This window comes from Streptomyces sp. NBC_01306 (genome assembly GCF_026340465.1).
Taxonomy (GTDB): Bacteria; Actinomycetota; Actinomycetes; order Streptomycetales; family Streptomycetaceae; genus Streptomyces.
Genome location: NZ_JAPEPC010000001.1, coordinates 6,546,356 through 6,568,387 on the forward strand (window position 1 = coordinate 6,546,356; position 22,032 = coordinate 6,568,387).

18 protein-coding genes are annotated in these 22,032 nt (G+C 73.1%); 9 read left to right on the top strand and 9 right to left on the bottom strand.

What is annotated here, in order from left to right:
* Positions 1–4: 4 nt before the first annotated feature.
* Together OG385_RS28995 and OG385_RS29000 are read right to left on the bottom strand one after the other, a co-directional pair.
* Positions 5–1,660 (bottom strand): ATP-binding protein, encoded by a 1,656-nt coding sequence (locus tag OG385_RS28995; protein ID WP_266859098.1) that lies wholly within the window; start codon positions 1,658–1,660, stop codon positions 5–7.
* A gap of 39 nt (positions 1,661–1,699) precedes the next feature.
* Positions 1,700–1,894, bottom strand: a complete 195-nt coding sequence (locus tag OG385_RS29000; protein ID WP_266859100.1) for a hypothetical protein — start codon at positions 1,892–1,894, stop codon at positions 1,700–1,702.
* Positions 1,895–2,122: 228 nt separating this feature from the next.
* On the opposite strand from OG385_RS29000, the gene OG385_RS29005 reads away from it, so the two are divergent.
* The gene (locus tag OG385_RS29005) at positions 2,123–2,515 is read left to right on the top strand and encodes an ankyrin repeat domain-containing protein (protein WP_266859102.1); all 393 of its coding nucleotides are present in this window, start codon (positions 2,123–2,125) and stop codon (positions 2,513–2,515) included.
* Between the two features lie 200 nt (positions 2,516–2,715).
* Entirely contained in the window at positions 2,716–4,134 is a 1,419-nt protein-coding gene (locus OG385_RS29010; protein ID WP_266859103.1) for a HEAT repeat domain-containing protein, read from the top strand.
* 204 nt (positions 4,135–4,338) lie between these two features.
* Here OG385_RS29010 and OG385_RS29015 read toward each other — a convergent pair whose 3' ends face one another.
* Genes OG385_RS29015 through OG385_RS29025 form a run of 3 tightly spaced genes read right to left on the bottom strand, consistent with a single transcriptional unit; the run spans position 4,339 to position 6,720 of the window.
* Positions 4,339–5,301, bottom strand: a complete 963-nt coding sequence (locus OG385_RS29015) for a biotin-dependent carboxyltransferase family protein (protein WP_266859105.1) — start codon at positions 5,299–5,301, stop codon at positions 4,339–4,341.
* Positions 5,298–5,918, bottom strand: a complete 621-nt coding sequence (locus OG385_RS29020) for an allophanate hydrolase subunit 1 (protein ID WP_266859107.1) — start codon at positions 5,916–5,918, stop codon at positions 5,298–5,300. The genes OG385_RS29015 and OG385_RS29020 overlap by 4 nt, the downstream gene beginning before the upstream one ends.
* A gap of 49 nt (positions 5,919–5,967) precedes the next feature.
* A complete protein-coding gene (locus OG385_RS29025) occupies positions 5,968–6,720 on the bottom strand; it encodes a LamB/YcsF family protein (protein WP_266861246.1) in 753 nt (250 codons plus the stop codon).
* Positions 6,721–7,042: 322 nt separating this feature from the next.
* On the opposite strand from OG385_RS29025, the gene OG385_RS29030 reads away from it, so the two are divergent.
* The 3 genes from OG385_RS29030 to OG385_RS29040 all read left to right on the top strand — a co-directional run bounded on the left by OG385_RS29030 (position 7,043) and on the right by OG385_RS29040 (position 14,420).
* Positions 7,043–8,569 carry a hypothetical protein gene (locus OG385_RS29030; RefSeq protein ID WP_266859109.1) on the top strand — a complete coding sequence of 509 codons (1,527 nt, stop codon included), beginning with the start codon at positions 7,043–7,045 and terminating at the stop codon, positions 8,567–8,569.
* Positions 8,570–8,630: 61 nt separating this feature from the next.
* Positions 8,631–9,530 carry a hypothetical protein gene (locus OG385_RS29035; protein WP_266859111.1) on the top strand — a complete coding sequence of 300 codons (900 nt, stop codon included), beginning with the start codon at positions 8,631–8,633 and terminating at the stop codon, positions 9,528–9,530.
* Positions 9,531–9,578: 48 nt separating this feature from the next.
* Positions 9,579–14,420: a hypothetical protein gene (locus OG385_RS29040; protein WP_266859113.1), complete on the top strand. Its 4,842-nt coding sequence runs from the start codon at positions 9,579–9,581 to the stop codon at positions 14,418–14,420.
* A gap of 110 nt (positions 14,421–14,530) precedes the next feature.
* Here the strand turns inward: OG385_RS29040 and OG385_RS29045 are convergent, their stop codons facing one another.
* Positions 14,531–14,959 carry a hypothetical protein gene (locus OG385_RS29045; protein WP_266859115.1) on the bottom strand — a complete coding sequence of 143 codons (429 nt, stop codon included), beginning with the start codon at positions 14,957–14,959 and terminating at the stop codon, positions 14,531–14,533.
* A gap of 377 nt (positions 14,960–15,336) precedes the next feature.
* Between OG385_RS29045 and OG385_RS29050 the strand changes: the two genes are divergently transcribed.
* The 4 genes from OG385_RS29050 to OG385_RS29065 are packed head-to-tail and all read left to right on the top strand — an operon-like array spanning position 15,337 to position 19,576.
* Positions 15,337–18,147, top strand: a complete 2,811-nt coding sequence (locus tag OG385_RS29050) for a nitrate- and nitrite sensing domain-containing protein (RefSeq protein ID WP_266859117.1) — start codon at positions 15,337–15,339, stop codon at positions 18,145–18,147.
* Positions 18,144–18,581 (top strand): roadblock/LC7 domain-containing protein, encoded by a 438-nt coding sequence (locus tag OG385_RS29055; RefSeq protein ID WP_266859119.1) that lies wholly within the window; start codon positions 18,144–18,146, stop codon positions 18,579–18,581. Before OG385_RS29050 ends, OG385_RS29055 begins: the two co-directional genes overlap by 4 nt.
* 10 nt (positions 18,582–18,591) lie before the next feature.
* Positions 18,592–18,990 carry a DUF742 domain-containing protein gene (locus OG385_RS29060; protein ID WP_266859120.1) on the top strand — a complete coding sequence of 133 codons (399 nt, stop codon included), beginning with the start codon at positions 18,592–18,594 and terminating at the stop codon, positions 18,988–18,990.
* On the top strand, positions 18,971–19,576 hold the full coding sequence (locus tag OG385_RS29065; protein WP_266859122.1) for an ATP/GTP-binding protein: 606 nt from the start codon (positions 18,971–18,973) through the stop codon (positions 19,574–19,576). Before OG385_RS29060 ends, OG385_RS29065 begins: the two co-directional genes overlap by 20 nt.
* A gap of 68 nt (positions 19,577–19,644) precedes the next feature.
* On the opposite strand, the gene OG385_RS29070 is transcribed toward OG385_RS29065, so the two are convergent.
* Genes OG385_RS29070 through OG385_RS29080 form a run of 3 tightly spaced genes read right to left on the bottom strand, consistent with a single transcriptional unit; the run spans position 19,645 to position 21,699 of the window.
* Positions 19,645–20,835 (bottom strand): lipid-transfer protein, encoded by a 1,191-nt coding sequence (locus OG385_RS29070; RefSeq protein ID WP_266859123.1) that lies wholly within the window; start codon positions 20,833–20,835, stop codon positions 19,645–19,647.
* Positions 20,832–21,293 carry a Zn-ribbon domain-containing OB-fold protein gene (locus OG385_RS29075; RefSeq protein ID WP_266859125.1) on the bottom strand — a complete coding sequence of 154 codons (462 nt, stop codon included), beginning with the start codon at positions 21,291–21,293 and terminating at the stop codon, positions 20,832–20,834. Before OG385_RS29075 ends, OG385_RS29070 begins: the two co-directional genes overlap by 4 nt.
* A 58-nt stretch (positions 21,294–21,351) precedes the next feature.
* Positions 21,352–21,699, bottom strand: a complete 348-nt coding sequence (locus tag OG385_RS29080; protein WP_266859127.1) for a DUF962 domain-containing protein — start codon at positions 21,697–21,699, stop codon at positions 21,352–21,354.
* Between the last annotated feature and the right edge of the window lie 333 nt (positions 21,700–22,032).

Below are 22,032 nucleotides of genomic sequence, written 5' to 3' on the forward strand. Positions count from 1 at the left end.
CCCGTCAGCCCTCGGCCGCCACCGGCGCCGCCTCCATGGGGCGCGGCCCGGTCTCCAGCCGGTCGGCCTCCAGCGGAGTCGCCTCCACCGGGGCCTTCTCCATCGGCGCGGGCTCCGCGGTGGCCTGCTGCGTCACCGGTGCCGGCTCCGGCGCGCCCTGCCGGCCGGGGAGCAGATCCAGTACGGCCTTGCGGTGCGCCTCACTGGTCGCGTCGTCGTACGGGTCGGGGGTGGCCGGGACCTGGAGCCGGAGGACCGGCCCGGACCCGAGCCGCGCATAGCCGCGTCCCGGCGGGGTGCCGGGCGTCGGCGTGGTGTGGGGCGGCGTGCCGAGCAGGGCCTCGATCTGGTCCTCGGGCGCCGATCCGAGCACGACGCGGGCGCGGGTGTGGCGCCGGACGGCGTCGCTCAGCGCGTCCACCGTGTCGGACTGGTCGGCCACCACCACCGTGACGCCGGCCGCCCTGCCGTGCCGCAGGGGGACCTGCAGCAGCTCCTGGGGGTCGGTGCGCCCGTCGGCCGCCGCCAGATGCCCGAAGACGCTGGGCCGGTCGAGCAGGATCCACAGCGGGCGCCTGGTGTCCTCGGGCGTGGGATGCCCGGACTGCCTGGCGCGGTTGGCCGCGATCAGCCGCCGCTCGGTCTCGTGCGCCGCCCATTCCAGGGTGCTCAGGGCCCCGGCGAGTCCGCACTCGACGGCGAGCACCCCGTCGCGGCCGGTGAGGCAGGCGTACTCCCCGGTCCCGCTGCCCTCGATGATCACCACGTCGCCGTACCGCAGCGCCTGGAGCGCGATCGAGCGCAGCAGTGTGGTGGTCCCGCTGCCCGGCTCGCCCACGACGAGCAGATGCGGTTCCGTCGAGCGCGCGCCGGTCCGCCAGACGACGGGCGGTGCGTCGGCCTGCTCCTCGCCGTCCCGCACCGGCACCGTGCGCCGCACCGCGTCCGGGTCGGTGAAGCCGAGGACGGTCTCGCCGGGTCCGGTGACGAAGGGCTGCGCCGCGATCGTGGTGGACAGAGCGGGCAGCACGCTCATCGCGAGCCGGTTGTTCTCCTCGTCCCAGTCGAAGCGGTATTCGCGCCCGCGCCCTGACTTGGCGTGCAGGAGCTGCTCGATCCGGGTGCGGGACGCGGCTTCGCCGTCGGTGAAGTGCGCCGGATACGCGACGTGCAGCGCGGTGAGCCGTCCGTCGCCGTCGAAGGTGTAGTCGCTGAACGCCTCGTCCCACGCGCCTCCGTGGCAGAAGAGGGGAGCCGGGTCGTCGGGGACGGAGAAGTACGGCACCAGGGCCTCGTACAGCGCCTGGAGCCGGGCGGTCTCCGCCTCGTCGGGCCCGGTCTTCACCACGGTCCGCTCGTGCCCCTGCCAGGCGGCCGCGGCCATCACCGTGATCAGGGCGAGCAGCGGCCCGTACGGGATGAGCGCGACCACCAGGACGCAGGCCGCGACGAGGAACAGCACGGGACCGCGCCGGTCCTTGGGTGTCGCGGCCCACCGCTGTCGCCCGGCCGAGGCCAGCTTGCGCAGGCCACGCCCGATGGTGATCAGTGGATGGAGCACGTCGGTGGCGCTGTCGGCGGCCGTCCGCGCGATCTCGCGGCTGCGGGTGATCGATGCGCTGCTGCTGCTCAGAATGCGGGGAAGTGGTCGCCGGGCCACGTCTGTCTCCTGGGGTGGGTGGGAAACGGTTACCGAGGGTCAGAACTTGATTCCGCCCAGCATGCTGGCCAGGCTCGCACCGCCGGCCGTGATGCTCGGTGCGATGGCGGTACCCGCGACGTAGAAGCCGAAGAGGGCACAGACGAGCCCGTGGGAGGCCTTGAGTCCGTCCTTCTTGAAGAAGAGGAAGGAGATGATGCCCAGCAGTACGACGCCTGAGATGGAAAGGATCATGAGTGTTCTCCTGGTTGGGGGGACAGTCACCATGAGTTCTTCCAGGTTCACAGAAAGTATCTATGCGATAAAAGGTGCAAATGGGTTAAATATCAGGTAATTCACCTGACTGGCCGATGGGGATGTACGGGCCGTGCCAGGCTCCCGGGGCGGGCAGTAATCTGTCGGTTCACTCGTACGGCTCACCTGCCGTACCCCGAGGTCACGGCATGGAAGGCGGTACGCGCGATGAGCGAGGCTCCGGACCCCGAGGTGGTCGAGCTGGCGACGAAGGTCTTCGACCTCGCCAGGCAGGGGGAGGCCGACGCGCTCGCCGCGTACGTCGACGCGGGGGTCCCGGCGAACCTCACCAACGACCGCGGCGACACCCTGGTGATGCTCGCCGCCTACCACGGCCACGCGGCGACGGTGGAGGCCCTCATCACCCGCGGCGCCGAGGCCGACCGGGCCAACGACCGGGGCCAGACCCCGCTGGCCGGTGCGGTCTTCAAGGGCGAGGACGCGGTGATCCGCGCACTGCTCGCCGGCGGCGCCGATCCGGAGGCCGGGACTCCGTCCGCCGTGGATACCGCGCGGATGTTTGGGAAGACGGAGCTGGTGGAGCTGTTCGGCGCCCGCTGACCGGCCTGTCGTAAATGTGGTCGCGGTGGCGATTTGGCTGGGTCATCATGACGTCGCGGGTCCACATCGGACCACCGACGAGAGGCAGAGGAAGATGAACTGCACCAAGCAGATGGCAACGGGCGGCCGGACATGTTGTTGCGCGGCCAGGTAGTCCACGTATCCCGGTTGCGTCTACAGCTTGATGTGAGGCCTCTTCCATGAACGATCCAGTCATAGCGCCGAGCGGCACCTTGCTCGGCCTCCTCCAGCGGGGCCGCGGCGACGGCACGCTGCACGCGCTCGCCGCACCGCGCAAGGAAGCGCTGGCCGCCCTGAACCACTGCGTCCTGAGCGACCCCCGCCACGACTGGCAGGTCGAGAACCGCTCGCTCTACTACGCGCGCCTCTACCTCGACCTCGACGGCGGGCTCGGCGAGATCGAGCGGCACCTCTTCGTCCCGGACGACCACTTCGTCACCGAGGACAGCAGGACCGGGCTCGCCCTCGCGGTACTGGGTCACCTCGCCTCGTACGACAGGGACGACGCGCTCGCGCTGCTGCGGCGGTACGCGGCGACCGGCTCCAACTGGGCCTGGGCGCTCGACGAACTCGCCCTGCGTGACGACGACGCGGGGCTGCGCGCTCTGGCCGTGCCCGTACTTGGCCGGTTCCCCGCCACCCCGCAGGGCGAGGCCGAGCTGGCCGCCGCCGTGCGCGACGCCTACGAACCCCGGCCCTGGTGGCTGTGGGCCGATGATCCGCGGGATTCGGTGGGCGCCCGGGTCAGGGCCGCCGCGGAGCAGGGGTCCTTCGACCGCTGGCAGCGGCAGATGCGCCCGACGGGCCCCCGCCCCGGCTGGAGCGTGCAGGCCGTCTTCGACTGGGCGCAGCAGGGACTGAAGCGCGGCAGCGAACTGCATCTGCCCGCCGCCCGCTGCCTCACCGCCGTGGCCGGTCCCGGGGACCGCGCCGCGATCGTCGAGGCCGCCCGCAGCGGTACGGACGGAGCCCGCTGCGCGGCGCTGCACTATCTCGCCGAGGCGCGGGACCCCGCCGTGCTGGACCTCATCGAAGCCGCGGTGGACAGCCCCTCCCGTACCGTCGCGGAGACGGCCGTGGCCGCCTTCGAGCGGATGTGCGGAGACGAGGCGGTGGACCGCGCGCGCTGCTGGGTGCAGCGGCCCGACGCGCTGGGTGCGTCGGCCGCCGGTGTGCTCGCCGGGCGCGGCGGGGTGCAGGACGCACACCTGGTGCTCGGCGCGCTGCGCGAGACCGTCCGGGCCGACGGCCCCGACGCGGCCCTGCTCTGGACGCTCGTCGACGGGGCCGGCCGGCTCGGCATCGCCTGTGCGGCGCCCGTCCTGCGCCATGTGTACCGCGAGACGGCCTCCTCGCATCTGCGCGGCAGCGCGGCCCGCGCGCTCGCCGCCACCGACCCGTCCTTCGGCGCCGGATTCGCCGTCGAGTGCCTGTGGGACTGCGAGGAGACCACCCGGGAGGTGGCCGCCCTGCACGCCGAGACCGGCGACGTCCGGGTGGTCGACCGGCTCCGCCGGCTGGCCGCCGATCCCGCGGAGGAGGCCGAGGTGCAGACCGCGGTCCGCAACCGGATCGGCACCGAGGGGACCGCGGTCTGACGCGGCCACGCCGCCCGCTCCACCACCGGGCGGGCCCCCGGCCGCCGGATCACCCGACGTCCGGCTGCGAACACGCCGGGAAGGAACTGGCGTACGCCGTGGGGCTGTTGGGACATGGGTTGTGCGCTGAACACCTCGGCCGGAAGCTGTGACAGCCTCGTCCACCCTGTACACCCGACGGGCGGGCCAATGCAGCCGGCAGGATCAAACGGGCGTCCGGTCCGGGGCGCCGGGCGACGGCGGCGCCGGACGGCCGTGTACGGGAACGAACACCACCGGAGTCCCCGGCACCGCCTGCGCCGCAGCCCCGAGCCGGTCCTCGGGGACGACACCGATCACCGGGTAGCCCCCGGTCACCGGATGATCGGCGAGGAAGAGCACCGGCAGCCCGTCGGGCGGCACCTGCACCGCGCCCAGAACCATTCCCTCACTGGGGAGTTCGGCGCCGTCCGCGCGTTCCAGGGGCGGGCCCTCGGTGCGCAGGCCGATGCGGTTGCTCGCGGCCGAGACCCGGTAGCCGGCCTCCGGCAGGGCCCGCAGTGCCGCATCCGTGAACCGGTCCGCACGGGGGCCAAGCACCAGCGGGAGCACCAGCTCGTCCGGGGGAGCAGGCAGCGGGACCGCGTCCACCGGGCCCGGCGGCGGTTCACCCGGGACCCCCAGCGGCAGCAACTGCCCGGCCTCCAGCGGTGCGGGGCCCAGGCCGGAGAGCAGATCGGTGGCCCGGCTGCCCAGCACCGGCCGCACGGCGACGCCACCGCCGAACGCCACATAACTGCGCAGCCCCCCGACCGCCCCGCCCACGTCGAGCACGGCACCCGCCGGCACCCTTACCGGCGCGCCCCAGGCGGCGGGGCGGCCGTCGATCCGTACCGGACAGGGCGCACCGGTCACGGCCGCCGTGACATCCGTACGGACCCGCACCGCGGTGCCGTCGAGTGTGGTCTCCAGGGTGGCGGCGCCCGCCGCGTTACCGGCGAGAAGGTTCGCCAGCCGGTGCGCGGCCGGGTCCAGGGCGCCCGAGCGCGGAACGCCGAGATGCGCGTGGCCCGGACGCCCGAGGTCCTGCACGGTGGTGAGCGCCCCGGCACGCACGACCTCCAGCGCATCCGGAACTCCCGCATCCGGCACCCCGGCGCCCGGATCTCCCGGGCCGGTCGCCCTCATGCCGCCTCCTCCGTCGTGAACCGCACCCGCGCGCCCGGGACCAGCAGCGCCGCGGGCTCGCGGTCCTGGTCCCACAGCACCGCGCCGGTGGTGCCGATCAGCTGCCAGCCGCCGGGGGACGAGCGGGGGTAGATGCCCGCGTAGGTGTCGGCGAGAGCGACCGAACCGGCGGGCACAGCCGTACGGGGCGTGGCCCTGCGCGGCAGCCGGAGCCGGTCGGGAAGCCCGGACAGATAGCCGAAGCCGGGCACGAAACCGCAGAAGGCGACCCGGAACCGGAGGCCGCCGACGATTCCCGGGACGTCCTCAGGCGCCACCTGCCAGTGGTCCGCCACCTCCGCCAGATCGGGGCCGTCGTAGCGCACGGCGATCTCGATCTCAGGACCGCCGGTCCCGGCGGACGGCGGCACGGTCCAGGTGGTGAGCCGGGCGGCGAGCTCCCGGGGGCGGGCCAGACCGTCCAGCAGTACGGTCCGGGCGGCCGGCACGATCTCCGTCACCGGGGGAAGCTCACCGGCGTCGCGCCTGCGCAGCAGCTCGGCGTGGAACGCCTCCGTCTCCGGCGCCGACTCCAGCTCGACGAGCAGGGCGTGTTCGCCCACCGGCAGCACCCTCACCGGCACGGCCCCTCGTGCGGCCGGCGCCCTCCGCCGCGTGGCCGGGCCGTCATGCGAAGGGCTCCAGCACCACACCGGCGGCGAGCAGTTCCCGGCGGACCCGCAGTGCGATGTCCGCCGCCCCCGGGGTGTCGCCGTGCAGACAGAGCGACCGCGCGTCGACGGTGACGGGCTCCCCGGTGACCGCGGCCACCGAGTGGTCGCGCACCATGGCCAGCGCCCGGGCGACCACCGCGTCCGGCTCGTGCACCACCGCCCCGGGCCTGCTGCGCGGAACGAGTGTGGCCTGCGCGGTGTACGCGCGGTCGGCGAAGGCCTCCGGCACCGAGGCCAGCCCCGCGTCCGCTGCTGCCGCCAGCAGCCGGGAGCCGGGCAGCCCGAGCACCGGCAGCGCGCCCCCGGCGAGCCGCACGCCCGCGACGACCGCGCCCGCCTGCTCCTCGTCGTGGACGGTGCGGTTGTAGAGCGCGCCGTGCGGTTTGACATACGACACCCGGCTGCCGGCGGCCCGCGCGAAGAGCTCCAACGCGCCGATCTGATAGGCGACTTCGTCGGCCAGCTCACCGGCGGGGACATCCATGGCGCGCCTCCCGAAACCCGCCAGGTCGCGGTACGAGACCTGGGCGCCGATCCGTACACCGCGAGCGGCGGCCAGTTCGCAGACCCGGCGCATGGTCGACGGGTCGCCCGCGTGGAAACCGCAGGCGACATTGGCACTGGTGACGACGGACAGCAGCGCCTCGTCGTCGGTGAGCGTCCAGCGGCCGAACCCCTCACCGAGGTCGGCGTTGAGATCGACCACGGCCGGGGCGGCGGCGGTCGGGGCGGTCGTGCTCATACGGCTCCCTCCGGGAGCGGGACGGGGTTCGCACCGGGGCGGGATCCGGGGCGGGATCCGGGGCGGACCGAAGGTGGTTGCTGGGTGCACCGGACGGTGGACAGGGCGTGGTCCGGGGGTGGTTCACGGGGTGGACAGTCGTGGCCCCGGAGGTGCGTACGGGCGGATCCGGGCCCGGTCCGGGGAGCACGAAGCCTAGCCGCCGCAGGCCGAGCGGGCCCGGTGGACAGGCGCCCCATCCGCGCCGTTTCGACCGTTGTCAGTGCGAGGACCTAATCTGTGCAACGTGACTTCGCCTGCCCCGACGGAATTCGTTCCGCCCCAGCTCAGCGCGGGGCCGCGCCCCGCACCGGGCCCGGCCGCCGACGAAGGGCTGGCGCGGCGGCTGCGCGCGCTCGCGTGCACCGCCCCACTGCACGACCTCGATGTGCGCAAGGCCAATCTGGCCGGCGAGTACACGGTCTACGCCATGGCCGAGGTGGCGCTCGCCGCGATCGACCTGGTCACGCTCAACATGGACTTCGACACCGGGGCCGACCACGACCAGATAGTGGCCAGGCTGCTGCCGCGCGTCGCGGCCCAGGCCCCGCGCCGCCCGGCGGAGGAGCACGAGCGGGTGGCCCGCTGGGTGCTGGAGAACCTGATCAATGTCGGCAGCGTGGACCGCGGGTTCCGCGCGGTCTACGGCACGTTCGGTCCCGACGGGGAGTACGTCCGCCGCGACTACGACTTCAAGCTGGTCGAGGAGGTGCCGGGTCACGGCGGCACCGTCTATCTGCGCACCACCGACGAAGCGGTCAACGTCCTGGTGGGCGCCCTCGACACGGACGTCACCAGCGCACAGATCGCCGCCGAGGTGAAGCTGGAGGTGCTGATCAGCCGGGGCAGGCTCGCCGACGCCCAGCTCGCGGCGGAGCAGGCCCGCTACCGGACCGTGCAGTACGCCGAGACGCTGCGCAGGACCCTGGAAGCGACCCGGCGCAACGTCCGCGCGGTCGACTGGCTGCGCACCGTGCCCGACATGATCGACGAAGCCCTGGACCACGTGGCCGACCGCTACCGCCATGAGAACGCGATCCTCACCAACATCCGCAAGGCCAGGGACGAGACGGAGGAGCCCGAGCACAAGCGGCGCGCCGCCGAGCTCGTCGACATCGTCAAGGACTGCATCCGCCGCCACACCCAGCTCCAGTCCCGGCTGCTGGAGGCCGGGCCGCTCTTCCGCGCCGAGCAGGACCGGCAGGCCTTCGCCCCGCCGACGGCGAGTTCCGGACTGGATCTGTACGGACAGCTGGTCGCCCCCGTACTGCCACTGCCGCTGGAGCAGGCCATCCGGGTCACCGACGCGTTCTTCGCCCGGGGCACCGGGCTGCGTACCCCCGTGTCGGTACGGGTCGGGGACCTGGTCGACATTCTGCTGACGCCGCCGGCCGAGCGGGAGCACCTGGGCGCCGAGATGCCCGAGCCCGACCTCATCGCGACACCGGACGACAGCCGGTTCAGCGAGGAGCAGCTGGCAGCCGCGATGGAGCTGCTCGACCTGGAGCACGACGCCCCGCGCCGGCTCTCCGGTCTGCTGGCCGAAGCCCGGCTGCGGGATCCGGAACTGCCGTATCTGGTCGCCCTGCTGGCCATCCACGCGGCCAGCCCGCCGGTCGGCACCGCGTACCGACAGGGTGAGGAACGCCTGCTCTTCGCCGTGGACGACGGCACCGATCTGGACGACTCCGAGTTCGGCGGTGCGGATCTGATAGTGGGGACGGCCCTCCTGGACACCGTCGGAATGGCCGCGGGCCGTACGGAGTCCGCATGAACCTCCGGCAGCCAGGGCCCGGGGAGCAGTACAGAACGACACCGACCGAGGAGCAGCAGCTGTGAGCGAGACCCACGCCGAGCACACCGCGTGGAGCGAGCCCGACCAGGGCGGCGCCGCCGTGCCGTCGGCCGGCCCGGCGGTGACCCCGGCCGACGCCGCCGACGCGGCGCGCCTCGTCGCCTTCGGACTCCAGCCGAAGCTGCTGCCCGCCCGTGACGCCGAGTACGCGGAGCTGCTCCGCCGCTACCGCGAGGCGCCCGCCTTCGCCCGGCTCGCCGACGCTGTCGCCACCGGGCTCGGCCTGGTCGTCCTGGAGGTATCGACCCGGGCGGGCATGGCCGTCGCCGCCGGGGAGGACTCGGTCTTCGCCGTACGCATGGGCGACTACGCGCGCCGCGCCGCCGCCGACTCCGCCGACCGCTTCCTGCATGGGCTGGCCCATCTCGCCGTCGCCGCCATGTCCTTCCCGCGCCCCGAAGACCTCGCCGACGACGGGTACATCGGCCGGATCACGGTCAATGGCGTCGACGCGTTCGTCCGCCAGGCCTGCCGCCGGCTGGAGGAGCGGGCCGATGAGCAGGGCGAGAACAGCGACCCGGCCACCGATGCCCCCGGGCTCGAAGCCGCCTGGCGGATCTACGCGAGGCGCAGCTCCACCGGAGCGACCAAGGACGCCAGGCGGCTGGCCGGTTCCACCACCGGGATCGTCGCCAAGGCCGTTGTCTTCCTCACGGATTCGGGGTTCCTGCAGCGCACCGGCGACGACGCCGGAGGCGCGTACCGCACCACCGCCCGCTACCAGCTCCAGGTCCGTGACATGGCGGGCAGCGCCGCCATGGCCGAGCTGCTCGACCTGGGCGTCGTGCCGGTGACCGACGGAACGGCCACGCTGCTGCCGCCCTCCGGGACCGACGACCTCGAACTGACCGCCGACGCGGGACTCCCCTTCCACTCCTGACCAGCCCCAGAGCCAGATCCCGCACCACAACGACGAGAGTCCGCCGCCATGTACGAGCTGTCCCGGGTCCGCCTCTACTCCATCGGCCCTGCCGGTGCGCGCTACGCCGACACCGTGCTCGACCTGCGGGGAGTGGGCGCCCCCGTGCCCCACCCGGCTCCGGCCCAGGCGGAGTTCTTCGAGGAGGAACCGGTCGGCCCGCCGCGCCGCCCCGCGCCCGCGGGTGTCCTCTTCCTGGAGAACGGCGGCGGCAAGTCGGTCCTGCTGAAGCTGATCTTCTCGGTGATGCTGCCGGGCCACCGCAACACACTCGGCGGCGCCAGCTCCGGCGTTCTGCGCAAGTTCCTGCTCGCCGACGACTGCGGCCATGTCGCCCTGGAGTGGCAGCACACCCTCACCGGTGAGCTCGTCGTGGTCGGCAAGGCCAGCGAGTGGCGCGGCCGGCAGGTCTCCAACGACCCGCGGAAGTTCGCCGAGGCCTGGTACTCGTTCAGGCCCGGCCCCGGGCTGAGCCTCGACTCCCTTCCGGTCGCCGAAGCCACCACCGTACGGCCGCCGGTGGAGGGTGTCTCCGGGGCGCGGGGCAGGCGCCGCACCATGAAGGGCTTCCGCGACGCGATCACCGAGGCCGGCAAGTTCTATCCCCATCTGGACGTCCACTGGGAGGAGATCCACGACCGCTGGAACGAACACCTCGGCGATCTGGGCCTCGACCCCGAACTCTTCCGCTACCAGCGAGAGATGAACGCCGACGAGGGCGAGGCAGCCGGTCTCTTCGCGGTCAAGAAGGACTCCGATTTCACGGATCTGCTGCTGCGGGCCGTCACCGACACCCGGGACACGGACGGACTGGCCGATCTCGTCGGCAGTTTCGGCAGCAAGCTCGGCCGCCGCGCCGAACTCACCGCGGAGCGTGACTTCACCGCGGGCTCGGTCGATCTGCTCGGCCGCATCGTCGACGCCGCGGCGGCGCGCTCGCGGTCCAGGGACGTCCACGCGGGGGCCGAGCGCCGTACGCGCACCCTCGCCCGCAGGCTCTCCGCCCGCGCCGCCGACGAGCGGGGCCGCGCGTCCGACCTCGCCCAGCAGGTCACCTCCGCCGCCCACACCGTCACGCAGGCCGAGGACGCCCGCGGCCGCAGCGCGCTGATCGCCGCCGAACTGGCCTACCGGCACGCCTCATTGGCGCTCACCGTCGCCGAGAAGTCCGCAGCGGCGCAGCGCAGGGAGCTGGCCGACGCGCGGACGTTCCACTCGGCCTGGCAGGCCGCCGAGGCGGTGCTGCGGCACCGCGCGGCAGCCGACCGGTCCGCCCGGGTCGCGGTGGCCATCCGTGAGGCCGAGCGGGACGCCGCCCCGGCCCTGGCCGCCCGGGCCACCGCGGCGGCCGACCTGGTCCGCGCACTCCACTCGGCGGCCGAGAGCGGCGAGCAGCTCGCCAACGAGGAGGAGGAGCGCGCTGCCGTGCTCCAGACGGCGGGCGAGGCCGCCCACCGCGACGCCACCGCCGCGGCGACCGAGGCACAGCGCGCCCGCAGCGAGGCCGGGCACCTGCGCCAGCGCCTCACCGAGGTCGGCCAGGAGACCTCCGAGGCCGTTCGCGCGGGCTGGCTGGACGACACCGCGCCCGACGCGGATCCTGCGCGCGCCGCACTGGCGGCCAGCGACGCGGAGAAGACAGCGGTCGCCGCCTGGGACACGGCTCGCGAGCAGGCGCGCACCACGGCGGACGAGGCCAGGGAGGCCGCCTCCCGGGAGAGCCGGGCCGACCTCGCCGCGGCCCGGGCCGCGGACGCTGCGCGGGCCGCCGAGCAGGCGTACGAGGCGGAGCTGCGCACCGCCGACTCCATCGCGGCGGAGCCCCGGCTGGCCGAACTGCTGAGCTTGCCCCCGGCATCAACACCCGTATCCGCATGGGTATCTGCACCGGCATCAACACCGGCATCGGTCACGACTGCGGGGCTGCCCCAGCCCCGCAGCGGATCCACGCCGCAGGAAGCGGACCGGCCCCGGAGAGGGACCGGCGCAGGCCAGGCCGACGAGACCGGGGCAGGGGCCTCCGGAACCGCCGGGCCGCAGGACGCACAGGCCGCCGCAGCCGCCCGCGCACCGGAGAGTCATGCCGGCACCCTGACCAGCGGCCGGCTCACCGCAGCCGAGCTGGACCGCAACGCGGAAGAGCTCAAGGAACTTCTCGACGGGGGCGTCGCATCGGCCGAACGCCAGCTCTTCGAGCTGCGCACCGCCGCCGCGGACGACTCCCGCATCCTCGGCGCACTGGGTGACGGCGGGCTGCTGCCGCCGGGACCCGATGTCCTTGCCACCGTCGAATTCCTGGGCGAGCACGGTATCCCCGCACTGCCCGGCTGGCGCTATCTCGCCCAGGCGGTGGACCCCGCCGACCACGCGGCGGTGCTGGCCGCCCGCCCGGAGCTGGTCGACGGTGTGGTGATCACCGACCCGGCCGCACACAGCCGGGCCCGCTCCGTGCTGAGCGGGGCCGCCCTGCTCCCGCGCTCCGCGGTCGCCGTCGGCACCGCGTCCGCGCTGCTGGCACCGGTACCGGGCCCCGGCCCGTCCGGAACAGGCGACGGTGACGTGTTCCTCGTACCGCCGAACCCGGCCATGCACGACGAGCACGCCGCCGACGAGGAACGGCAGGCGCTGCGCTCCCGTGCGGGCCGGCGCGACGAGGAGATCCGCACGCTCGCTGCCCGGCTGGGCGGCGACCGGACGCTCGCCGCCCGGCTCGGCTCCTGGCGGTCCGCCTGCGCGCCCGGGACGCTCGACGAACTGGCCGCTGCCGCGAGCAGCGCGGAGGAAGCGGCCGGGACCGCCACCGCCGCACTTGAGGAAGCCCGTACGGCCCGGGCCGAGGCGGACGAGGCTGCCGCCGACGCCGCCCGGGTGCGCGACGAACGCCAGGACGCCGCACAGCGCGCCCGGCGGGTGGCCGACGCGCTCTCCGGACTGGCCTTCCGGCTCCGCGAACGGGCGGGCTGGCAGGTCACCCTGCGCGAACTGGGCGACGAGGCGGCCGAGTCGGAAACCCGGGCCGCGGCCTGCCTGGAGCGTGCCAGGGCCGCCGACGAGGACCGCAGGGCCGCCCAGCGGGCCGCCGACGACGCGCGCCGCACCGCCCGCGCGCTGCGGGCCGAACGGTCCGAAATCGCCGGAGTGCCCGAGGACCTGCCCGAACCGGAAGCGGGCGCACAGCGCTCCGCACTGCCGGCCCTGCGGGAGGCCTACCGGGCCGCATCGCAGCTGTACGAGAAGGTCGGCGTCGGAGCCGACCTCCGGGCCGAGCAGGCCAGGGCCGAGAGCGACGAGAGCGCGGCCCGCGCCGAGCTCGACCGGCTCTCCAACAAGGTCCGTACCCGCGCCTCCCAGCTGCTCGAATCGACCGACGGCGCCGACGGCCCGTCCCGGCAGGCAGCCGCGGCCCGCGCGGAGTCGCTCGTCCAGATGCTGGAGACACGCGCGTCGACCGCCAGCGAACAGCTCGGCCGGCTGCGGGGCGAGGCCGAACGGCTCGCGCCCGCGGACGGTGCGGACGCCCACACCGAGCTGCCCGACGCACTGGTACCGGCCGACGCGGACGCCGCACAGACCCTGCTGCGGACCGCCACGGCAGAACTGGGCTCCCGCACCGACGCGTTGGAGACCTCCCGCGCGGCCCACGCCGAACTGCTGCGCGCCCACCGGGCGTCGGAGGACGCGGCGGGCGGATTCGACGAGTCGGCCGCCCTGCTGCGGGACCTGCTCCGCGACCCGCACCAGGACGACGAGAGCGCCGAATCCGCACCGCCCGAGCCGTATCCCGGCAGCCAGGAGGAGGCCAGGGAGTCGGCAGCTGAGGCCCGCCGCTCACTGCGCGCCTGCGCCGGCGACCTGTCGGCGGCCGAGTCGGCCGTGCGGGAGGCGAGTGACATCCTCGTACGGCATGCCAACGCCACCCGCTACGAGCAGGTCCGCACCCCGGCACGCCAGCAGATCCGTGAACTGCCCGCCGCCGCGCTCCCGGAGCACGCCGAGAAGTGGGCGGCGGCCTTCGCGCCCCGGCTGCGGGTGCTCACCGACGAACTGGAGCAGCTGGAGCGCAACCGGGACTCGATCGTCGACCGGCTGCGCGGCCTGGTGGAGTCCGCGCTCACCACACTGCGCTCCGCCCAGCGGCTCTCCCGGCTGCCCGAAGGCCTCGGGGAGTGGTCGGGCCAGGAGTTCCTGCGCATCCGTTTCGAGGAGCCCGACCAGGCCACCCTTGCCGAACGGCTCGGTGAGGTCGTCGACGAGGCGACCAGGGCGGCCCTGAAGAAGAACTCCGATCTGCGCAGGGACGGGATGTCACTGCTGCTGCGGGCCGTCCAGGCGGCGCTCGAACCCAGGGGCGTGGCCGTCGAGATCCTCAAGCCGGACGCGGTGCTCCGGGCCGAGCGGGTCCCGGTGGGGCAGATGGGAGATGTGTTCTCCGGCGGACAGCTGCTCACCGCGGCCATCGCCCTCTACTGCACGATGGCCGCCCTGCGCAGCAACGACCGTGGCCGGGACAGGCACCGGCACGCGGGCACGCTCTTCCTCGACAACCCGATCGGCCGGGCGAACGCCACCTATTTGCTGGAGCTCCAGCGCGCCGTCTCCGATGCTCTCGGCGTCCAGCTGCTCTATACGACGGGGCTTTTCGACACCACGGCGCTCGCCGAATTCCCGCTGGTCATCAGGTTGCGCAATGACGCGGATCTCAGGGCGGGGCTGAAGTACATCAGCGTGGAGGAGCATCTGCGGCCGGGTCTCCCGCAGCAGGACCCCGGTGGGGGGCAGGTGCACGGCGAGATCACCGCGACCCGGATGTTCAAACGGGCCCAGGCGGCACAGAGCGCCCAGCCGTCCTAGCCGTCTCAGCCGTCCTGGCCGTCTCAGCCGTCCTGGCCCTCCGGGCCGGTTCAGGGCCGGCCGGCTCAGGGCGGTTCGGCTCAGGGCCGGCTGGTTCAGGACCGGCCGGCTCAGGGCTGGGGCGACAGCCGGGCGGAGCGTTTCGTACGTATCCGCTCGGCGTCCCCCTCCTGCCGAGGGGCCGAACGCCGCGCCGAACGCCGGGCCGCCCGCCGCTCCTTGCGGAGTCGGCGGGCGGTGCTGCTGGGAACGGACGTCACACCATGGCGCTGGTTCCACACCTGCCGGGTGATCCAGACGTCCAGTACCGCCCAGGTCGCGACGACCGTACTCGCCACACTGCTCAGCACCATCGGGAAGGCCAGCCAGGAGCCCGCCACGGTGGAGAGGAAGGCCGTCACCGCCTGGATCAGCGTCACGGACACGATGAGCACGGCACGCACCGCGCTTCCGCGCACCGGATCCGGCAGCCGGTACCGTCCGACCGGCTCCTCGACCCACAGCGTCCGCAGGGGGGCCTCGCCCTCTTCGATGGTCATGCTCTCTTCACCCTCGACCTTCACGCCTCGGCGCTGTCCGACTCCAGAACGGATGCCCGGCTTGGGTCGGTTCAAGCGTCCCCGCCCGTGGTGCGCCCCTCGTACGGAAGGACGAAGAACTGCCGTCAAAGATTCCCGCAACCCATAGAATTCCAGCCATCTGAGAAGGTGTGGAAAGTGCTGTCCTGTCAGGGTTATCTGACCGGATCAGGGAAGACGATCTGCTGGGATACCAGGACATGGCATGATCAACTCCCCTACGGGCGGCCGAAAATAGTCCGGACGTCCCTTCGAGTTGCTTGTGCGGCAGTAGTAGGCTCACGCCGTTTGTTGACGGAACACCACCCCCGCCGGGCGGGGTTGAGCTGGGGGAGGCCATGCGCTTTCGCGGGAAGTCCATCCGCAGGAAGATCGTGGCGCTGTTGCTGGTCCCACTTGTCGCGTTGACGGCGATCTGGACGTTCTCCGTCTACGTCACCGGCCGGGACGCCCTGCAACTGATGCGCACGGGAACCGTCTACAAGAGCGTGGCGCACCCGCTCACCGCTTCCCTCCAGTCGGTCGAGAAGGAACGTTCCCTGACCCTGCGCCAGCTGGTCGATCCGGGAGCCTCGGACATCCAGTCCGAACTGCGCACCCAGCGCGCCGACACCGATGCGGCCGTCGCCCAGCTGCGCCGCGGCGCAGCGCGGAGCGACGCCCGTTCCGCGCTGGGCGGGAACTCCGAACGGCAGCTGCGTACGGTGCTGGACGGGTTCGCCGGACTCGGCTCGCTGCGGCAGAACGCCGGCGACCACGAGGTGACCCGCCGCGAGGCGTACGACCAGTACAACCGGCTCTGCGATCAGGCGCTCGACTTCCTGGCCGGCCTGCCCACCCTGCAGAACTCCGGCCTCGACAAGGAGGCGCGCGGCCTCGTCGGTGTCACCCGGGCCCGTGAGTCCCTCTCGCGGGAGGACGCGCTCCTCGGCTCCGCCCTGACATCCGGACGGCTCGACTCCAGGGACCTGCGTGACATCTCGGACCTCGTCACCGCCCGCAAGATGTACTACACGGTCAGCCTGCCCTCGCTGCCGGGCGGGGCGAGCGACGCGTTCAACGCCTACTGGAGCGGACCCGCGACCATCCCGGTACGCACCGCCGAATCCACGGCGATCGACAAGAACCCCGGCAGCTCCACCATCACCGGATCAGCGTCCCGCTGGAGCACGGACGCCGACCGCACGCTCAGCCATCTCGACACGCTGGCAACCGACGCCCGCAAGGACTTCCTGGGCCGGGTGAGGCCCGCCGCCGTCGGCGTCTTCGCCAAGGCCGCGATCGCCGCGCTGCTCGGCATCGGCGGACTGCTGGTGTCCCTGGTGGTGTCCGTGCGCATCGGGCGTGAACTGATCCGCGACCTCAGCCGGCTGCGCAAGGAGGCCCATGAGGTCTCCGGGGTGCGGCTGCCCGCTGTGATGCGCCGGCTCGCCGCCGGGGAGCAGGTCGACATCGACACCGAGGCGCCGCGCCTGGAGTACGCGAAGGACGAGGTCGGCCAGGTCGGCCTGGCCCTCAACACCGTCCAGCGGGCCGCCGTAGAAGCAGCCGTGCGCCAGGCGGACCTGCGCCGCGGGGTCTCCGACGTCTTCGTCAACCTGGCCCGCCGCAACCAGGTCCTGCTGCACCGCCAGCTGACGCTGCTGGACGCCATGGAGCGCCGTACGGAGGACACCGAGGAACTCGCCGATCTGTTCCGGCTCGATCACCTCACCACCCGGATGCGGCGGCACGCCGAGGGCCTGGTGATCCTCTCCGGAGCTTCCCCGTCCCGGCAGTGGCGCAAGCCGGTCCAGCTGATGGACGTGGTACGTGCGGCGGTCGCCGAGGTCGAGGACTACGAGCGGGTCGAGGTACGGCGGCTGCCGAGGATCGGGGTCGGCGGCCCGGCCGTCGCCGACCTCACGCACCTCATCGCCGAACTCCTGGAGAACGCCACGGTGTTCTCACCTCCGCACACAGCGGTGCAGGTGCTGGGCGAGCGGGTCGCCAACGGCTTCACCCTGGAGATCCACGACCGCGGGCTGGGGATCGCGCCCGACGCGCTGCTCGACGCCAACCTCCGTCTCGCCGAGACCCCCGAGTTCGAGCTGTCGGACACCGACCGCCTCGGCCTCTTCGTGGTGAGCAGGCTCGCGCAGCGGCAGAACGTGCGGGTCTCGCTCCAGCCCTCACCGTACGGCGGCACCACCGCCGTCATCTTCATCCCGGTGGCGCTGCTCACCGATGCCCCGGACACCGATGCCCCGGACGCCGACGGCACGGCCGCCGGATCCGGGGCCGATGGCGCCGGATTCCGCTCCGACCGCCGGTCCGCCCACCGGTCCGGATCGCGCTCCGGGCTCGCGCCGGTGCCGGCCGCGGGGCGTACACCGGTGTCCGTGATCGACGGGCCGGTCGAACTGGAGCCGCCCGTCGACGCGTTGACCTTCGACGACACGGCGGACCTGGACGACGAGGACAGCGTGCCGGGCGGGATCTTCCGCAACCGCGCAGTGGCCCCGGCGCCCGACCAGCACCAGCAGACCCCCGACGAAGGAGCGGCGCCGCAGAGCGCGACACGCCCCGCAGGCCCGGTCGGACTGCCCCGGCGCCGCAAACCCGGACAGCCGACTCTGGTCTCGGACCACGGGCGCAGGGTCGACATCCCGGAACCGTCACGGACCGAACCGTCACGGACCGAGCCCCGGCGGGCCGAACTCCCACAGCGCGAGCCCCGGCGGGCCGAACCGCGCCGGACCGAACTCCCGCAGCGCCGGACCGAACCGCGCCGGGCCGAACCGTCGAGGGCTGAGACCGACCGCCCACAGTCCGACCGCCCGCAGTCCGACCGCCCGCAGTCCCGGCCCCCGCAGCCCCAGCCCCCGCGTACCGGCCCCCCGGTGGCAGGCCCCGGCGGGTTGCCGCGCCGGGTGCGCCAGGCGAATCTGGCCCCGCAGCTGAGGGGTGTGCCCGCAGTCGAGCCGGATGCCGCGGACGACGACGAACGCGACGCGGACGAGGTACGCAGCCGGATGGCATCGCTCCAGCGTGGCTGGCAGCGGGGCCGCCGCGACAACTCCGCACAGGACTCGGCAGAATCAGCCGCAGTCGGCACCGGACCGGCCGACACAGCACCAGGAACCACATCGGAGGGGACCGGTCGATGACCGTACCGAACGCAGCAGCACATAACGCCGCAGGGGGCCCCGGCGAGCTCAACTGGCTCCTCGACGAGCTCGTCGACCGGGTCGGCAGCATCCGCAAGGCGCTGGTCCTCTCGGGAGACGGCCTGGCGACCGGCACTTCGAAGGACCTGACCCGGGAGGACGGCGAGCACCTGGCGGCCGTCGCCTCCGGCTTCCACAGCCTGGCCAAGGGCGTCGGACGCCACTTCGAGGCCGGCAAGGTCCGCCAGACCGTGGTGGAGCTGGACGAGGCCTTCCTCTTCATCACGGCGGCCGGCGACGGCAGCTGCCTGGCCGTGCTGTCCGACGCGGACTCCGACGTCGGCCTGGTGGCGTACGAGATGACGCTGATGGTGAAGCGGGTCGGCGCCCACCTCGCGACGGCCCCGCGGAGCGGGCTCACCGCAGGAGGGTGAGGAGAACGCCATGAGCGACGCGGGCCGGCCACCGGCGCACCACTGGTTCGACGACGACGCGGGCCCCGTGGTCCGGCCGTACGCCATGACGCGCGGCCGTACCGGCTCGGACGGCGGCCACCGCCTCGACCTGATCGCGCTGGTCATCCCCGAGCCGGCCGCCGAGGATACGGGCAGGGACCAGACGCTCTCGCCCGAGCATGTGGACATCGTCGAACGGTGCAGCACCGCACCGCAGTCCATCGCCGAACTCGCCGCCGACTTCGACCTGCCCGTAGGGGTGGTGCGGGTCCTGGTCGGCGACCTCGTCGACGATGAACTCGTCCGTGTCACCCAGCCAGTACCGCCGGCGGAACTGCCGGACGTCAGCATTCTTCGCGAGGTAATCAATGGCCTTCGGGCGCTCTAGCCGCAACCAGCAGTTCGTCGAGCCGGTGACCCTCAAGATCCTGGTGGCGGGCGGCTTCGGCGTGGGGAAGACCACCCTGGTGGGCGCGGTCAGCGAGATCAGACCGCTGCGCACCGAGGAGACCCTGAGCGAGGCGGGCCGCCCGGTGGACTCCACCGACGGTGTGGAGCAGAAGACCACCACCACGGTCGCCATGGACTTCGGCCGCATCACGCTCAAGGAGGACCTCGTCCTCTATCTGTTCGGCACACCGGGCCAGGACCGCTTCTGGTTCCTCTGGGACGAGCTGGCGCAGGGCGCGCTGGGGGCGGTCGTCCTCGCCGACACCCGCCGCTTAGAGGACTGCTTCGCGGCCGTCGACTACTTCGAGCGGCGCTCCATCCCGTTCACCGTGGCGGTCAACTGCTTCGACGATGCGGACCGTTACCCGGGGGAGACCGTACGGTCGGCGCTCGACCTCGACCCCGAAGTGCCCGTCCTGATGTGTGACGCGCGGGAGCGCGAGACGGTCAAGGAGGTCCTGGTGGCCGTCGTGGAGCACGCCATGGCCCTCGCCTCCGGAGCCCGCGCGCACGCCGTCACCTGAGCCGTACGCCCCGGCCCGGTTCAGTTCTGGTTCAGCTGGTTCCGTCCTGGTTTCAGCACGACAGCCGCTCAGCGGACGGCGATCACCGACGATCCGTGCCCGAACAGCCCCTGGTTGGCGGTGATCGCGGCCCGCGCCCCCGGCACCTGACGCGTGCCGGCCCGGCCGCGCAGCTGCCAGGTCACTTCGCAGACCTGCGCGATGGCCTGGGCGGGGACCGCCTCACCGAAGGAGGCCAGACCGCCGCTGGTGTTGACCGGTACGCGCCCGCCGAGCGCGGTGGCACCCTCCCGTACGAGCTTCGCGCCCTCGCCCGGTGCGCAGAGCCCGATGTCCTCGTACCACTCCAGCTCCAGGGCGGTCGACAGGTCGTAGACCTCGGCCAGCGAGATGTCCTCGGGGCCGATGCCCGCTTCCTCGTACGCCGCCCGTGCGATGGAGGCGCGGAAGGACTCCGCGGGGGCCGCCACTGCGGTGGACGAGTCGGTGGCGATGTCCGGCAGGTCGAGGACGGTCCTCGGGTAGGTCGGGGTGACGGTGGACACCGCACGGATACGGACGGGGTCGGCCACCCCGTGCCGGCGCGCGAACGCCATGCTGGTGAGTACGAGAGCGGCCGCGCCGTCGGAGGTCGCACAGATGTCGAGCAGCCGCAGCGGGTCGGCGACCACCGGGGACGCGGCCACGTCGTCGAGACTGACCGGCCTGCGGTAACGGGCGCTGGGGTTGAGCACACCCGCCGCCGCGTTCTTGACCTTCACCCGTGCGAAGTCTTCGAGGGTGTCGCCGTGCACAGCCATCCGGCGGCGGGCGTACAGCGCGAAGTACGCCGGGTTGGTGGCGCCCAGCACCCGGAACCGCAGCCAGTCCGGGTCGTCGGGCCGCTCACCGCCCGCAGGGGCGAAGAACCCCTTCGGCGCGGAGTCCGCGCCGACCACCAGCGCCACATCCGCCATCCCGGCGAGGATCTGGGCCCTGGCCGTGCTGATGGCCTGCGCCCCGGAGGCGCAGGCCGCGTACACGCTGGTGACACGCGCTCCCTGCCACCCGAGCGCCCGCGCGAAGGTCGCCCCCGCCACGTACCCGGGATAGCCGCAGCGCACCGTGTCCGCGCCGACCACCGACTGCACGTCCTGCCAGTCGATCCCGGCGTCCGCCAGCGCAGTACGGGCCGCTGCGGTCCCGTACTCGACGAAGCTCCGCCCCCACTTGCCCCACGGGTGCATCCCGGCACCCAGGACCGCTATGTCGCCGCTCATGAGCGCGCCTCCGGTGTCCGCACCGGTCGCCAGTGCCAGGTGGTCCAGGTGGTGTCCGTGTCCTCGTTGAGCACGCCGGGTACGGCTTCGACGACGGCGCCGACCGCCAGATCCGTGAGTGCCACGCCCGGTGCGGCCTGCCCGAGCACGACCATGCCCTCCGCTTCGAGCTCGACGGCGACCAGGGTGTACGGCTCCCACTCCACGCCGGGATCCGAGACGTACGGCGCGGGCGGCCGGTACCGGCCGTCGGTGTACGACCAGACGCGGCCACGCTTGGAGAGCGGCACCTCCGCCAACTCCCCGCCCTGACAGCCGGGATTACGGCAGAAGGTGTCCTCGCGCGGGAAGAAGACGGCGGAACAGGCCGAGCACCGGGTGCCCAGCAGCCGGAAGTCGTCCTCCCCGGCATCGGCCGTGAACCATCCGGCCACCACGGGTGTGCGGGTGCGCGTCAAAACCCCTCCCGGCATCAGCTATCTGACGGAACGTCAGAAGTGTTCAGTGTGGCACGGGTCAGCCGTTCTCCGCGAGCCACTTGGCGGCGGTGGCGGCCAGTTCGTGGTCCCGGCCCGCCAGCATCGTCCGGATCATCCGCACGTCTCCGCGGAGCGACCAGGCCGGGTGGCCGAACGAAGCCGGGTTGTTCCCCTCGATGAGGAAGTGCGCGGACCAGGCGGTCCCGTACCCGATGAGCGGCAGCGCGGCCGCATACCGCTTCCGGCCGCGCGCCAGCCCGTAGGTGCTCAGCGCGAGCCCGGTCAGCGTGCCGGTCAGATGCACCCACCGGGTCGCCGCACGGGAGTGCATCGCTACGTAGTAGGGCCAGAATTCCTCGTACGAATCAAACGTCCGCTGCGTCATGGGGAGACGGTAGGCCCCGGCGATGTGCCGGGGAAGAAGCGGGCGGCTCACCAACGGCCCGGCGGGCCGGGCTGCCGGTCAGGACCGTCCGGCGCGCACGGGGCGACGTCCGATGGGCGAGACGCCGGTTGACCGCCCGAGGGTCCCACCTGCTAGCTTCTGCCCCGTGTTCATGTCGCATTTACCAGAAGTCCGCTCCGTGAGGTCACCTTGACCCGCTGATCGTGACCTCTACCGCTACCGCACGCTGCCTGGACTGCCGACGCCTTCAGGCTTCCCACCGCTCCCCGTCTCGCGCCCGGCGCCGTGACGGCGCTCCGCCGTCGGCACCAC

Excerpts from the sequence above, each read along its gene's own strand:
- OG385_RS29000 (WP_266859100.1), bottom strand. The coding sequence starts at position 1,894 with ATGATCCTTTCCATCTCAGGCGTCGTACTGCTGGGCATCATCTCCTTC.
- OG385_RS29005 (WP_266859102.1), top strand. The coding sequence starts at position 2,123 with ATGAGCGAGGCTCCGGACCCCGAGGTGGTCGAGCTGGCGACGAAGGTC.
- OG385_RS29010 (WP_266859103.1), top strand. The coding sequence starts at position 2,716 with ATGAACGATCCAGTCATAGCGCCGAGCGGCACCTTGCTCGGCCTCCTC.
- OG385_RS29015 (WP_266859105.1), bottom strand. The coding sequence starts at position 5,301 with ATGAGGGCGACCGGCCCGGGAGATCCGGGCGCCGGGGTGCCGGATGCG.
- OG385_RS29040 (WP_266859113.1), top strand. The coding sequence starts at position 9,579 with ATGTACGAGCTGTCCCGGGTCCGCCTCTACTCCATCGGCCCTGCCGGT.
- OG385_RS29045 (WP_266859115.1), bottom strand. The coding sequence starts at position 14,959 with ATGACCATCGAAGAGGGCGAGGCCCCCCTGCGGACGCTGTGGGTCGAG.
- OG385_RS29050 (WP_266859117.1), top strand. The coding sequence starts at position 15,337 with ATGCGCTTTCGCGGGAAGTCCATCCGCAGGAAGATCGTGGCGCTGTTG.
- OG385_RS29055 (WP_266859119.1), top strand. The coding sequence starts at position 18,144 with ATGACCGTACCGAACGCAGCAGCACATAACGCCGCAGGGGGCCCCGGC.
- OG385_RS29060 (WP_266859120.1), top strand. The coding sequence starts at position 18,592 with ATGAGCGACGCGGGCCGGCCACCGGCGCACCACTGGTTCGACGACGAC.
- OG385_RS29065 (WP_266859122.1), top strand. The coding sequence starts at position 18,971 with ATGGCCTTCGGGCGCTCTAGCCGCAACCAGCAGTTCGTCGAGCCGGTG.
- OG385_RS29070 (WP_266859123.1), bottom strand. The coding sequence starts at position 20,835 with ATGAGCGGCGACATAGCGGTCCTGGGTGCCGGGATGCACCCGTGGGGC.
- OG385_RS29080 (WP_266859127.1), bottom strand. The coding sequence starts at position 21,699 with ATGACGCAGCGGACGTTTGATTCGTACGAGGAATTCTGGCCCTACTAC.